The organism is Bacillus sp. ISL-7 (genome assembly GCF_018613065.1).
In genome coordinates this window covers 21,222-34,228 of the sequence record NZ_JAGGQW010000069.1, presented here as the reverse complement: position 1 = coordinate 34,228, position 13,007 = coordinate 21,222, and the positions used below count along the sequence as shown (strand labels likewise).

The window sequence follows — 13,007 nt, the reverse complement described above, 5'->3', positions numbered from 1 at the left end:
AAAATGATTATCAAAGTCATTGACAACAATTATCAATTGGAGCTAGACTTAAATTAATAAACTATTAAGAAGTTAGAAAGGTTACCATGATATGCTTTTAAAAAGTACCCCATTAAAATGGATTGGTTTACTAATTGCCATCTTAGTGATGGTGTTATTCATGTGTGCCAGTGTCATTTATGGTTATACAGATACCAGTTGGCATACAGCATTTGATGCATTTACAAATAATAACGGATCCAATGAACATATCATTATTCAAACCGTCAGGCTGCCAAGAGCGTTAATCGCTTCAGCCGTCGGAGCTAGCCTGGCCATTGCCGGTGTCCTCATGCAAACCTTAACGAAGAATCCGCTCGCGTCACCTGGAATATTTGGGATCAATGCAGGTGGAGGGTTTGCAGTTGTCGTAGCTATGACTGTGTTTTCTGTAAATAGTTTACAAGCGTTTAGCATTCTTGCTTTTCTAGGAGCTGCCGTTGCAGCGATAAGTGTTTACACCATTGGATCATTTGGACGTGAAGGTTTAACTCCAATGAAGCTCACATTAGCGGGGGCAGCGATGTCAGCCATGTTTTCCTCCTTTACCCAAGGATTGCTAGTGTTGGATGAGGTCATGCTTGATCAGGTTTTGTTTTGGCTGGCAGGCTCTGTCCAGGGTCGAAAATTAGAGACGCTTGTCTCAGTTTTACCTTATATTGGGATCGGCTGGATTGGTGCTGTGTTAATTGCTGGTAAAATGAATATCCTGTCCATGGGGGAAGATGTTGCCAAGGGGCTTGGTTTAAACACAGGACTTATCAAAATCGCCATAGGCATAATTGTTATTTTACTAGCGGGCGGTTCTGTAGCTGTCGCAGGTCCAATTGGTTTTGTGGGAATTGTGGTCCCACACATTACAAGATCGATTGTTGGAATTGATCATCGTTGGGTCATACCATTTTCTGCTGTTTTAGGTGCGATCCTATTAATCGCGGCAGATATCGCCGCAAGATACATTTTCATGCCGTCTGAGGTGCCTGATGGTGTCATGACAGCCATCATTGGAACTCCATTCTTTATTTACATCGCAAGAAGGGGGTTCAATGGACGATGAGAAAATATAAAAATTTCCGCCTTTTTAATGGCAGATTGTCCTTTTTAGTTGATCGAAAAGCATCATTAACTTTTACCATCCTTCTCGTCGTTGCCTGCTTTGTTTTTGTGATTAGCACTGGAAGCGGTGAAATGAAGATTAACCCGCTTACAGTGATAAAAGTATTATTCGGCAGCGGACCTGAGATGGAAACGCTTATTATTACATCTTTTCGCCTCCCAAGAATTATTGTCGCCTTAATGGTTGGCATTTCACTAGCGATGGCAGGCGGTATTTTACAAGGAATGATCCGAAATCCGCTAGCTTCCCCAGATGTTTTAGGGATTACAGGTGGCGCAGCGGCTGCCGTTGTAAGTTTTTTAGCGATTTTTAGTGATAAAAATCATTCATTAACGGTAAGTATCGCATGGCTGCCATTAGCTGCTTTTATAGGTGCAACAGTGATAGGATTTTTAGTGTATTTCCTTGCCTGGAAAAATGGTGTTTCACCGATCAGGCTTGTGTTGATTGGAATTGGGATCTCAACGCTAATGCAAGCGATCACCACTTTAACCATGGTCATGGGTCCGATTTATCAGGCGAGCCAAGCCAATATATGGATTACCGGAACCGTGTATGGTTCCAATTGGAGTAATGTTGCGATTCTTGTACCATGGACGGTTGTCTTCGTGATTATTGCTTTGGCAGTGGCACGGACGATTAATCTCCAAGAACTCGGTGATGAGGTTGCAACTGGATTAGGCGGCAAGGTGCAAAAACAACGTTTTCTCTTATTAATGATCAGCACCGCCTTGATAGGAGGTTCCGTTGCTTTTGCCGGGGGCATCGGTTTTGTCGGCTTAATGGCACCGCATATGGCGAGAAGGTTAGTGGGTTCATCGTTTGGAGCATTGCTTCCAGCGAGCGCCTTGATTGGCGGGATTCTTGTCATGATCGCTGATTTAATTGGCAGAACGATGTTTTCACCGTTAGAGGTCCCAGCCGGAGTGTTTACCGCTGGCATCGGGGCACCATATTTTATTTACTTACTTTTTAAAACACGAAATGCCTAGAAAAGCGGAAGCGCCCGTTTAGCGAAGAACACTTGTCGCTGGGTGCTGGAGCTAGACAATAAGCAAACCAAAAAGCGAAAAGGAGCTGTCAGATGATGAATGCGATTGAAACGAAGAATTTATCACTATCCTATGGGGAGACTCTCATTATTAATGAATTAGATTTGAAGATTCCAAAGGGTGAAATTACCGTGTTTATTGGCGGAAATGGCTGCGGAAAATCAACCCTGCTTCGTTCAATCGCTCGTCTCTTGAAGCCAAAGTCTGGGGCTGTTTTGCTTGAAGGGAAAGCGATTGCCAAGCTGTCCACGAAGGACATTGCGAAAAAGATGGCAATTTTACCACAATCGCCTGCAGCACCTGAAGGATTAACCGTCCTTCAGCTCGTCAAACAAGGCCGCTATCCACACCAAACATGGTTAAAACAATGGTCAGAGGAAGATGAGAAAAAGGTCAATGACGCCCTCAAGGCAACTCGATTAATGGACCTAAAAGAAAGAACGGTTGATTCGCTCTCTGGAGGTCAGAGACAGCGTGCCTGGATCGCGATGACACTGGCTCAGGATACGGATATCATCCTCCTAGATGAACCGACTACCTACCTGGATATGACCCACCAAATCGAAATCCTCGATTTGTTGTTTGAACTAAATGAAAAGAAAAAGCGGACCGTTGTCATGGTGCTTCACGATCTCAATCTGGCCTGCCGTTACGCCCATAATGTCGTGGCTATCAAGGATCAGAAGGTATATGACCAAGGAAAACCGGAACATGTCATTAATTGCAGCCTCGTCAAAAATGTTTTTGGCATGGATTGTGAGGTAACAAAAGACCCACTATTTGGGACACCGCTCTGCATTCCTTATGGAAAGGGAAGATGTATCCTCGAAAAGGCGGTAGCGATGAATGGTTAAATTATTCGTGGAAAATCAATTGGAAAAATACAGATTCAAGGCCAACTTAGATCATTCATTCAATGTTGCTGATCTTTTAGATGAATCGAACCTTAAAGCCTTTTTGAAAAATTTAACCGATGCCCTTGAGGCGCCGTCTGAAAAAGTAGCTGCTTCCATTTTCATCAAACGCTATGCTTTTTTAGCCGTGATGTCTCTTTATGCGATGACTGCTTTGAATAAAAAGCTAAATGTATCGTTGGATAATATAAAAATGGAGTCGGCTGTTCGAGGGAGAGATTGGCTTCCGGAGATTTCATTTAACGATGTTACAGTTCAGGACTGGGATGGCAACGACCGTTTTGAATGGCGAGCCAGCGTTTTGAAAGATCTGTTTGCAATGAACATTTTTCCACTGATCTCACAACTGGAAAAAACAATCGGTATTTCGAAGTTAATCCTGTGGGAAAATATCGCTGTCTACTTATTTTGGCTCTATGAAAGCGAACTAAAAGATTATGAGCAAGTTGCAGAGGATTTTCGCTACTTAATATTAGAAGCCGAAGGAAAGTTATTTGGCCGATACAACCTAAATCCACTGCAAATATACTTTACTGAAAAGACGTATTTGGAAGAATGGGATGCAGAGGTAAGAGTAAGAAAGACCTGTTGTTTTACATACCAACTGCCGGCAGGCAAGCGCTGCAAAACTTGCCCATGTACCCAAATTACAAAGGACAGAAGGTGTCATGATGGAGAAAGCATTTGTGAAGCAGTTCGAAGCTTTGCTTGAAAAATATAGTGAACTTTTAGTTGGGGAATCCACTGATGAAACGAAGGAAAAGGTGAAGGTATGGGCTTTGTATTCGCATATCGCCAAGTCAATGCCTGCTCTGGCTAAGCACTGGAATGGGCTCTACCCGGATGCGAAAGAAGAAATGATGCAGATTATAAATGAAATAAAAGTCATGAATGAACAACATCGCTCATCTTCTCAAAAATAAAATTCATACAAAAACCGGAGGCAGTGATGCTTCCGGTTTTTGCTATTATTGAAGGGTACTGCCAGATGGCAATTGGTTCGTATACCCTTGAAATTGCTGGTAGGACTGTTGCAGCTTTTGCTGATCAGCGGCTTCAACTGAATACCAGCCCTTTTTAAACATGAGGTCATAAAGGTTGCGCTGGCATTGTTGAGTTTCTGTAAAAACCTGCATAATGTCCTGATACAATCCTTCGTGGCTTGCTTCATGCAGGGCCATACTGTAAGCACTTGTCATATACTTTTCCGTTGTTAGTAAATCATTGATGAAATCGCGTTCGTTCATTTGCGGCGTTTTTGGTACCTGGGTCTCAGGGTTTTTTATCTTTTGTTGTTGGTTTTGATTTTGATTCATTTCAACTTTCCTCCCTTTTGCGTCTTTTCTTTATTGCATATTATTGAGTGGCTGCTGTTGGTTGGCGTGCTGTCCTAGGTGACCTAGCAGTTGTTGGTAATGACGCTGGTGCATTTGTCCCACTTTTTCTGCTTCCGCTTTTAATTCAGGGTCCTGACACTGACCGGCAAAAAAGTGTGCTTTTTTAGCAGAGAGCAAATTCCATGACATCATATCTGTTAAATAAAGGGCATCTTTTGTTGATACAACTCCGGGAGGTTCTGGCATCCTTGTTTGTTGATTTTGCATGTTCATGTTGGGCATATTCATATTTTGTTGCTGCATAATAACCCTCCTAATTCGTGTAATCTTTACGACTATATGGTCTCTCAAACAGGAATTTTTATGCAAAAAGAGAAACAGGCTGAAGTGCTCAGCCTGTTTTTCTTCATCCTCGTCTAAATTGATTGTTTTGGCTGTTTTTTTTGTCAACTTGAGCCTCTTCGCCGCCTGGCCCGCCATTGCCCTTCACACTTGCAGCACTAACGCCTGCTTTAGAAGGATCCTTTTTCATTTTCGCCATCGTTATCACCTCGGATATTAGGGTGCCCTTTTATATATTTTTTAAAAAAAATTATAAAATTCCACATTTATGGATTGCACAAATTTTCAAAATATTCTATAGTAAGTAATAATAAGACTCATTCACATGTGAATTTTTTTTGACAAAAAAATGAATGAGTATTCATTCAAAGTTTGAAGGGGGAGACAATGTTGAACCAATTGATTAAAAAAGCAGCTGTCCTAGGGTCCGGAGTCATGGGGGCAGGAATTGCTGCCCACCTAGCGAATATCGGTATTCCTACACTATTATTGGATATTGTGCCACGAGAAGTAACGAAAGAAGAAGAAGCAAAAGGACTGACTTTAGCGGATAAACAAGTACGTAACCGCATCAGTGCAACATCTATTCAAAAATTATTGAAGCAAAAACCTGCCCCACTCGCGGTGAAAAAGAATTTGGCCCTGATTGAAGCAGGTAACCTGGAGGATGATATAGTCAAATTGAAAGATGTGGACTGGGTCATTGAGGTGGTTGTTGAAAACCTCAATGTCAAGAAACAGGTATTTGAAAAGGTCGAGCAATACCGAAAACCAGGCAGCATTATCAGTTCCAATACATCTGGAATTTCTGTAGAAGCAATGATTGAAGGCCGTTCCGAAGAGTTCCAAAAGCATTTCCTTGGCACTCACTTCTTTAACCCGCCGCGCTATTTGAAATTACTTGAAGTGATTCCTACTCAATATACGGCTCCAGAAGTAATTTCATTCATGAAAACTTTCGGTGAGGATGTCTTAGGAAAAGGTGTGGTTGTCGCCAAGGATACACCAAACTTTATCGCTAACCGGATCGGGACTTACGGTCTGCTCGTAACTGTTCAGGAAATGCTGAAGGCGGGCTTAAGTGTCGGCGAAGTAGACTCCATCACTGGGCCACTCATTGGCCGTGCAAAGAGTGCAACCTTTCGAACCCTAGACGTGGTTGGATTGGACACATTCTATCATGTGGCTAATAACGTCTATGAAAAAGTAGAAGGCAAAGAAAAGGAAGTTTTCGAAATCCCTGCCTTTTTGAAAGCAATGGTTGAAAAAGGATGGCTTGGAAGCAAATCAGGTCAAGGCTTCTTTTTGAAAAAAGGGAAAGAAATTCTTGAATTGGATCCAAACACGTTAGAATATGGTCCACGTAAAAAGTTATCGACACCTGCGGTTGAACTTAGCAAGCAGGAAAAAGGGACAGCGAATAAATTGAAAGCGCTTGTATATGCCAATGATCGGGCCGGAAAATTCTTATGGAATACAATGGCACAGTCACTTGTATACTCTGCTCAGCTATTAGGCGAGATTGCTGATGATATCGTTTCCATCGACCGCGCAATGAAATGGGGCTTTGGCTGGGAAACAGGCCCATTCGAAACATGGGATGCGATTGGTGTGGAAAAATCCGTTCAAAAAATGAAGGAAGCCGGTCTTGAAGTTCCAGCCTGGGTAACGGAAATGTTAGAAAAAGGACATTCATCCTTCTATTTAGAAGAAAATGGCGAGTTGTTCTTCTATGATAACGGCCAATATCGATTGGTTGAACTTAATCCGAAGGCACTCGACCTGAAAAAGATTAAGAAACAAAAAGGTGTTATTAAAAAGAATAGCGGGGCAAGTCTGATTGATATCGGTGATGGCGTAGCTCTATTAGAGTTCCATTCACCTAACAATGCCATTGGTCTTGATATTGTTCAAATGATTAACTTTGCCGTGGAAGAAGTTGAGAAGAACTATAAGGGGCTAGTCATCGGGAACCAAGGAAAGAACTTCTGTGTCGGAGCAAACTTAGCGATGATGCTCATGGAAGTCCAGGATGACAATATTTATGAGTTGGATATGATTGTCCGTCACCTTCATAGTGCCTTGCTGAAAGTGAAATACAGCCCTAAGCCAGTCGTCGCTGCCCCGTTTGGAATGACACTTGGCGGCGGTGCTGAGGTGTGCCTGCCGGCTGCGCACATTCAAGCTTCAGCCGAAACGTATATGGGTCTTGTTGAAGTCGGTGTCGGCTTACTTCCAGGCGGCGGCGGAAACAAAGAGCTTTATATGAAGCACTTAGAAAACCTTCCAAACGGTGTACCATTTGACCTGCAAAATGTCGCAAATAAAGTGTTTGAAACGATTGCCACCGCAAAAGTTTCCACTTCCGCTGAAGAAGCACGTGAAAATAATTTCTTGGATTCTTCTGATGGAATCAGCTTTAATAATGATCATCTACTTTATGATGCGAAGCAAGCAGTGTTAGCCTTACACGAACAAGGCTATAAGCCGAAAGTACGCAGAAAGGTGCCGGTCGTTGGTGAAACTGGCTATGCGACCCTGCTACTTGGAGCCGAAGCGATGCGTTTATCTGGGTATATTTCAGAGCATGATCTGAAAATTGCCAAGAAAATTGCCTATGTGATTGCAGGCGGAAAAGTGCCATTCGGGACAGAAGTTGATGAGCAATATTTATTGGATCTTGAAAGAGAAGCTTTCTTAAGCCTTATTTCGGAGCCAAAATCCCAGCAGCGCATGCAGCATATGCTTGTGAAGGGTAAACCATTAAGAAACTAATTTAAAAAAAAGGGGGCTGACCCCTCTTATAAAAGGTTTCGGTTAGATCGTTAAGAACGAGGGGATAGACCCCAAAATAGATTCGTATTTTTCTAATTTAACAGAAAGTGAGGGAACTTACATGAGAGAAGCGGTAATCGTTGCCGGAGCAAGGACCCCGGTAGGTAAAGCGAAGAAAGGTACGCTCGCCCATGTTCGCCCTGATGATTTGGGAGCATTGGTGGTAAAGGAAACATTAAGGCGTGCTGGAAATTATGAAGGGAATATTGATGATTTAATCATTGGATGTGCAATGCCTGAAGCGGAACAAGGCAACAACATGGCTCGTAATATTGGAGCTTTAGCAGGACTTCCATACACTGTACCTGCCATCACAGTGAATCGTTTCTGTTCTTCAGGATTGCAAGCAATTGCTTATGCCGCACAGGGAATCATGCTTGGCCACACCGATACAGCTATCGCTGGCGGTGCTGAATCCATGAGTATGATCCCAATGATGGGGCATGTCGTCCGTCCAAATATCAAACTAGCAGAAACGGCTCCTCAATATTATATGGGAATGGGTCACACGGCCGAGCAAGTGGCGATGAAATATGGAATTTCCCGCGAGGATCAAGATGCTTTTGCTGTAAGAAGCCATCAGCGTGCCGCAAAAGCGATTACCGAAGGGAAATTCTTCGATGAAATTGTTCCAGTTGATGTGACGATTCGGACGGTCGGTAATGACAATAAGCTTGTTGAAAAAACAATTCAATTTTCACAGGATGAAGGCGTTCGCCCAGATACAAATTTGCAGACATTAGGTAAACTCCGCCCGGCTTTCTCCGTGACAGGTTCGGTAACGGCTGGTAATGCCTCACAGACAAGTGACGGGGCTGCCGTCTTGCTTGTCATGGACCGTGAAAAGGCAGAGGCACTTGGTCTTAAGCCATTGGCAAAATTCAGATCCTTTGCTGTTGGCGGTGTCCCGCCTGAAATTATGGGTGTTGGACCGGTTGTTGCGATTCCAAAAGCGGTTAAACTTGCAGGTCTAGAGTTATCGGATATTAACTTATTTGAATTGAATGAAGCCTTTGCTTCCCAATCCCTCCAAGTTATTCGTGAATTAGGTCTAAATGATGAAATTGTTAACGTAAATGGAGGCGCCATTGCCTTAGGACATCCGCTTGGATGTACAGGAGCAAAATTAACGCTCTCACTCATTCACGAATTAAAACGCAGGAAAGAACAATTTGGTGTAGTAACCATGTGTATTGGCGGCGGAATGGGTGCAGCGGGCGTATTTGAATTACTTTAATCCATTTTGGGCTGTCCCAAGCAAACTGCAACATATACCTTTTACAAGGGGGGCGGCTATCTGCCCCCACTAATCAAAGATTAGGAGGAATAAATAATGGCAAACCAAACAGAAAAAATCATTAAAGGCGGAAGCTTTTTAATTGAAGATATTTCTTATGAGCAACTATTTACACCGGAGGATTTTACCGAAGAGCATTTGATGATTGCGAAAACAGCAGAAGATTTTGTTGAAAAAGAAGTGGTTCCACAGCTTGAACATTTAGAAAACCATGAGTTTGACCGGACGGTGAAGCTCCTTAAAAAAGCCGGTGAACTTGGTCTGTTAGCAGTTGACGTACCGGAGGAATATGAAGGCTTAGCCCTAGATAAGATTACCTCATCGCTACTTACCGAAAAAATGGCTGGAGGCGGTGGTTTCTCTCTTTCTCACGGGGCACACGTGGGAATTGGTTCCCTGCCAATCGTGTTATTCGGGAACGAGGACCAAAAACGCAGATATTTACCTGCCCTTGCATCTGGTGAAAAGCTGGCCGCTTATGCCTTAACTGAACCGGGTTCTGGTTCTGATGCCCTTGGTGCCAGAGCAACGGCTAAATTAAATTCTGCAGGTACTCATTATATTCTAAACGGGGAAAAGCAATGGATTACCAATGCCGGTTTTGCTGATGTATTTGTAGTATATGCAAAAATTGATGGCGAGCAATTCACTGCATTCATTGTTGATCGAGATTTTGCTGGAGTTTCAACGGGTGCAGAGGAAAAGAAAATGGGAATTAAGAGTTCTTCCACTCGGACGCTTATTTTAGAAGATGTTCCCGTTCCTGTCGAAAATTTATTAGGTGAAATTGGTAAAGGTCATGTGATTGCCTTTAACATCTTAAATATCGGGCGTTACAAGCTTGCGGTTGGCAGTGTGGGTGGTTCCAAGAAGGCCTTTGAATTGACTGTTAAATATGCAAATGGGCGTCAACAATTTAAAACACCAATTTCACAATTCAATTTAACCAAAGAAAAATTCGGAACCCTGGCCTCTAAGATTTACGCGGCAGAAAGCTCTGTTTACCGTACCATAGGTCTGTACGAAGAAAACCAAGGCAAACTTTCAACTGAAGAAGAAAAGGATATTAAATTAGTGGCAAATTCAATTGCCGAATATGCGATTGAGTGTTCATTGAATAAATTCTTTGCAAGTGAAGTATTAGCCTATGTAACGGATGAAGGTGTACAAATTCATGGAGGATACGGATTTATGCAGGAGTATCCAATTGAAAGAGCATATCGTGATGCACGTATTCAGCGTATTTTTGAAGGAACAAATGAAATTAACCGCCTGCTAGTGCCAGGCACCTTATTGAAAAAAGCGTTCAAGGGTGAGCTCCCATTATTCCAAAAGGCAGTTGCCCTTCAAGAGGAATTAATGATGTTAACACCAGAAGAACCTGGTGATGAGCCACTTGCACAGGAAAAATATCTTGTAAGAAATGCAAAAAAGATTGCCCTTTTAGCAGCTGGTTTAGCCACGCAAAAATATGGCAAAGCACTTGAAAAAGAGCAGGAAGTTTTAGCAAATATCGCGGATCTTATTTCTAACGTGTATGCAATGGAATCCGTTGTGTTACGTACTGAAAAGGCGATTGCAAAAACTGGTTTAGATAAGAACAAGCAGAAACTTCTTTATACACAAATTTACTGCCAAGAAGCCTTCAATGAGCTTGAGGCGATTGCCAAAGAAACATTAGTTGCTGTTGAACAAGGCGATACCTTGCGCATGATGTTGTCCTCGCTTCGTAAATTTACACGTCATACTCCAATTAATGTCATTGCGAAAAAACGTGAAGCTGCTGATATCATAATTAAGGCGGAACGCTATCTTGTTTAATTAAATCAGGCTCCCTTTCTATTAGGAAGGGGGCTTAAATTTTTATATTAGAAAAGGAAGGAATTTTGAAAAATTAGTCGAATTTTTTTAAGTAGAACATATTTTTTGCATTAGGATTTTGAAAAACGGTATGATAATATTCAATTGACACTAATAAGTCATTGATATTTTATAGGAAAAGGCGGTGATATTGATGTCTCTGACGTTTTACTGGTATCCGAAATGCGGCACTTGTCGAAACGCGAAGAAATGGCTGGATGCCCATCAGCTTTCCTATGAAGAAGTACATATTGTTGAACATCCTCCAAGTCGTGAGGAATTGCAGGAATTTTATCAAAAAAGCGGACTGGAATTAAAGAAATTCTTTAACACAAGCGGTATGAAATATCGTGAATTAGGTATAAAGGATAAAATGAAGTCTGCAACTGATGAAGAACTGCTAGAATTACTGGCTTCCGATGGCATGTTAATCAAACGGCCGATTTTAACTGATGGTGAACGTGTCACCGTGGGCTTTAAAGAAGAAGAGTATGAAAAAATGTGGCTGTAAGCCTGCTCTTCCTTCATTACTAATGGGAATCGATTTATTTCGATGATAGATTTTAAAAAAATAAATGGAGGTTTTTTAAGATGAGTACACCAAAAGAATTACGGTATTCAGAAGAACATGAATGGGTAAAGGTTGAAGGGGAAAAAGTGCGTGTTGGGATTACTGATTTTGCACAGCATGAATTAGGAGATATCGTTTTCGTTGAACTTCCAGAAGTTGGCGATGAGATATCTGCTGACGAACCATTTGGAAGTGTTGAATCTGTAAAAACCGTTTCTGAGCTTTACGCTCCAGTTAGTGGTAAAGTCGTTGAAGTAAATGAAGATTTAAGTGATAGCCCGGAGTTTGTCAACGAATCTCCATATGAAAAAGCATGGATGATTGTCATTGAATTATCAGACAGCAGCGAACTAGACAAGCTCATGACGGCTGAACAATATGAAGAAATGATTAAAGAAGACTAATTAATCCCGAAAAAGCACCTTGTCAAGGTGCTTTTTCTCTTAATTTCCCACTTTTTCTTCTACTATTTTAGGGAACCTTATAATAAATATATTGAAGAGGGTGGGAGAATGACGTTAAAGCAGCAAAGAGTCGATGTTACTGATCGAGTGATTGGCAAAATGAAAAATGGGGAAATGGAACTGTTTCTTGATAATACACCGATTGGAAAAATGAAGCTTTCAGATCACATGCAAGTAGAATTAGAGCATCATTTTGAAGTGGATCAGCAAAAAATCTATCAACATGTCACGACAACAGAAAACCCTAATGCAAAATATACAGATTGTGATGATGGAGGATGGTGTTAACTAAGTAAATTTCAATGAATTCTGAGGCAAATCCCTATTTTTAAAATGACAATAATGATAAAGTTAACATAGGCAGAAGAATACACACGTAATCAATATTTTAGAATATGTTAACATAAACAACTTCTAATACAGGTGATGGATGATGAATGATTCGTATGTTGACAAAGTTCTTATTGTCGAAGGAAAATCAGATAAAAATAAGGTCAAAAGAATTGTTAAGGAACCAGTAGAAATTATTTGTACCAATGGTACAATCAGTATCACAAAATTAGATGAATTAATTGAATTTCTTGAGGATAAGGATGTCTATATTCTTGTGGATGCCGACTCCTCAGGTGAAAAGCTTCGCAAACAGTTAAAACGAGAATTTCCCCAAGCGGAACATTTGTATATTGACCGGATGTATCGTGAGGTGGCAACTGCGCCAGTGCACCATTTGGCAACCGTTCTAATAGGGGCGAATATCGATGTTCATACTGAATTTTTAGAAATGGGTTAAAAGATATATGAACGAATGGAATCGAACAGATTTATCTGCCTTTCTTGAAAAAAAGGCGACCGGGTTAGTCTATTTTTATACACCTATGTGCGGTACCTGTCAGGTAGCTTCAAAAATGCTGCAGGTCATTGAGCAACTAGTAGAGTTAGATATGGGAAAAATGAATTTAAATTTCTACCCAGACCTTGCTAGGGATTTAGCAATTGAAAGTGTCCCTTGCCTATTATTTGTTGAAGCCGGCAAGATAAAAGAAACCCTCTACGCTTTTCAATCAGTTCCATTTTTGCTTGAAAAAATAAAACAGCATTTATCCTAAGCAGATGCGCAAAGTGCATCTGCTTTTAATGTGCGCCCGGCATGGGTGTAGTCTCTAGGGTGAAAGTCCCGAG

Annotated in this window: 16 protein-coding genes; 13 read left to right on the top strand and 3 right to left on the bottom strand. The window is 41.5% G+C overall.

Going from position 1 to position 13,007, the window contains the following annotated elements:
• The first annotated feature begins 91 nt into the window (after nucleotides 1-91).
• The 5 genes from J7E66_RS26115 (at nucleotide 92) to J7E66_RS26095 (ending at nucleotide 4,045) form a co-directional block, all read left to right on the top strand.
• Nucleotides 92-1,096, top strand: coding sequence for a FecCD family ABC transporter permease (locus tag J7E66_RS26115; RefSeq protein WP_215005438.1), 1,005 nt, complete (start codon nucleotides 92-94; stop codon nucleotides 1,094-1,096).
• Nucleotides 1,093-2,148, top strand: a complete 1,056-nt coding sequence (locus J7E66_RS26110) for a FecCD family ABC transporter permease (RefSeq protein WP_215005435.1) — start codon at nucleotides 1,093-1,095, stop codon at nucleotides 2,146-2,148. Before J7E66_RS26115 ends, J7E66_RS26110 begins: the two co-directional genes overlap by 4 nt.
• A gap of 95 nt (nucleotides 2,149-2,243) precedes the next feature.
• On the top strand, nucleotides 2,244-3,062 hold the full coding sequence (locus tag J7E66_RS26105; protein ID WP_215005713.1) for an ABC transporter ATP-binding protein: 819 nt from the start codon (nucleotides 2,244-2,246) through the stop codon (nucleotides 3,060-3,062).
• Nucleotides 3,055-3,834 carry an IucA/IucC family C-terminal-domain containing protein gene (locus J7E66_RS26100; RefSeq protein ID WP_215005432.1) on the top strand — a complete coding sequence of 260 codons (780 nt, stop codon included), beginning with the start codon at nucleotides 3,055-3,057 and terminating at the stop codon, nucleotides 3,832-3,834. Before J7E66_RS26105 ends, J7E66_RS26100 begins: the two co-directional genes overlap by 8 nt.
• Entirely contained in the window at nucleotides 3,794-4,045 is a 252-nt protein-coding gene (locus tag J7E66_RS26095) for a YusU family protein (RefSeq protein WP_215005429.1), read from the top strand. The genes J7E66_RS26100 and J7E66_RS26095 overlap by 41 nt, the downstream gene beginning before the upstream one ends.
• A gap of 45 nt (nucleotides 4,046-4,090) precedes the next feature.
• On the opposite strand, the gene J7E66_RS26090 is transcribed toward J7E66_RS26095, so the two are convergent.
• The 3 genes from J7E66_RS26090 to J7E66_RS26080 form a co-directional block, all read right to left on the bottom strand.
• Nucleotides 4,091-4,438, bottom strand: coding sequence for a spore coat protein (locus J7E66_RS26090; RefSeq protein ID WP_215005426.1), 348 nt, complete (start codon nucleotides 4,436-4,438; stop codon nucleotides 4,091-4,093).
• Between the two features lie 30 nt (nucleotides 4,439-4,468).
• Nucleotides 4,469-4,762, bottom strand: a complete 294-nt coding sequence (locus J7E66_RS26085; RefSeq protein WP_088089513.1) for a hypothetical protein — start codon at nucleotides 4,760-4,762, stop codon at nucleotides 4,469-4,471.
• A gap of 103 nt (nucleotides 4,763-4,865) precedes the next feature.
• Nucleotides 4,866-5,000, bottom strand: coding sequence for a YuzL family protein (locus tag J7E66_RS26080; RefSeq protein WP_215005423.1), 135 nt, complete (start codon nucleotides 4,998-5,000; stop codon nucleotides 4,866-4,868).
• 188 nt (nucleotides 5,001-5,188) lie between these two features.
• Between J7E66_RS26080 and J7E66_RS26075 the strand changes: the two genes are divergently transcribed.
• The 8 genes from J7E66_RS26075 to J7E66_RS26040 all read left to right on the top strand — a co-directional run bounded on the left by J7E66_RS26075 (nucleotide 5,189) and on the right by J7E66_RS26040 (nucleotide 12,934).
• Complete coding sequence (locus J7E66_RS26075) at nucleotides 5,189-7,576, top strand: 3-hydroxyacyl-CoA dehydrogenase/enoyl-CoA hydratase family protein (protein WP_215005420.1); 2,388 nt, start codon at nucleotides 5,189-5,191, stop codon at nucleotides 7,574-7,576.
• Between the two features lie 121 nt (nucleotides 7,577-7,697).
• Nucleotides 7,698-8,873, top strand: a complete 1,176-nt coding sequence (locus tag J7E66_RS26070; RefSeq protein ID WP_215005417.1) for an acetyl-CoA C-acetyltransferase — start codon at nucleotides 7,698-7,700, stop codon at nucleotides 8,871-8,873.
• A 96-nt stretch (nucleotides 8,874-8,969) separates the two neighbouring features.
• Nucleotides 8,970-10,754 carry an acyl-CoA dehydrogenase family protein gene (locus J7E66_RS26065; protein WP_215005414.1) on the top strand — a complete coding sequence of 595 codons (1,785 nt, stop codon included), beginning with the start codon at nucleotides 8,970-8,972 and terminating at the stop codon, nucleotides 10,752-10,754.
• 193 nt (nucleotides 10,755-10,947) lie between these two features.
• A complete protein-coding gene (locus J7E66_RS26060; RefSeq protein ID WP_215005411.1) occupies nucleotides 10,948-11,304 on the top strand; it encodes an arsenate reductase family protein in 357 nt (118 codons plus the stop codon).
• 80 nt (nucleotides 11,305-11,384) lie between these two features.
• On the top strand, nucleotides 11,385-11,768 hold the full coding sequence (gene gcvH / locus J7E66_RS26055) for a glycine cleavage system protein GcvH (RefSeq protein WP_215005408.1): 384 nt from the start codon (nucleotides 11,385-11,387) through the stop codon (nucleotides 11,766-11,768).
• A 108-nt stretch (nucleotides 11,769-11,876) separates the two neighbouring features.
• Nucleotides 11,877-12,116, top strand: coding sequence for a YusG family protein (locus tag J7E66_RS26050; protein ID WP_214715623.1), 240 nt, complete (start codon nucleotides 11,877-11,879; stop codon nucleotides 12,114-12,116).
• Nucleotides 12,117-12,261: 145 nt separating this feature from the next.
• Nucleotides 12,262-12,618 carry a toprim domain-containing protein gene (locus J7E66_RS26045; RefSeq protein WP_088089506.1) on the top strand — a complete coding sequence of 119 codons (357 nt, stop codon included), beginning with the start codon at nucleotides 12,262-12,264 and terminating at the stop codon, nucleotides 12,616-12,618.
• Nucleotides 12,619-12,625: 7 nt separating this feature from the next.
• On the top strand, nucleotides 12,626-12,934 hold the full coding sequence (locus J7E66_RS26040) for a thioredoxin family protein (RefSeq protein WP_168245604.1): 309 nt from the start codon (nucleotides 12,626-12,628) through the stop codon (nucleotides 12,932-12,934).
• Nucleotides 12,935-13,007 lie beyond the last annotated feature (73 nt).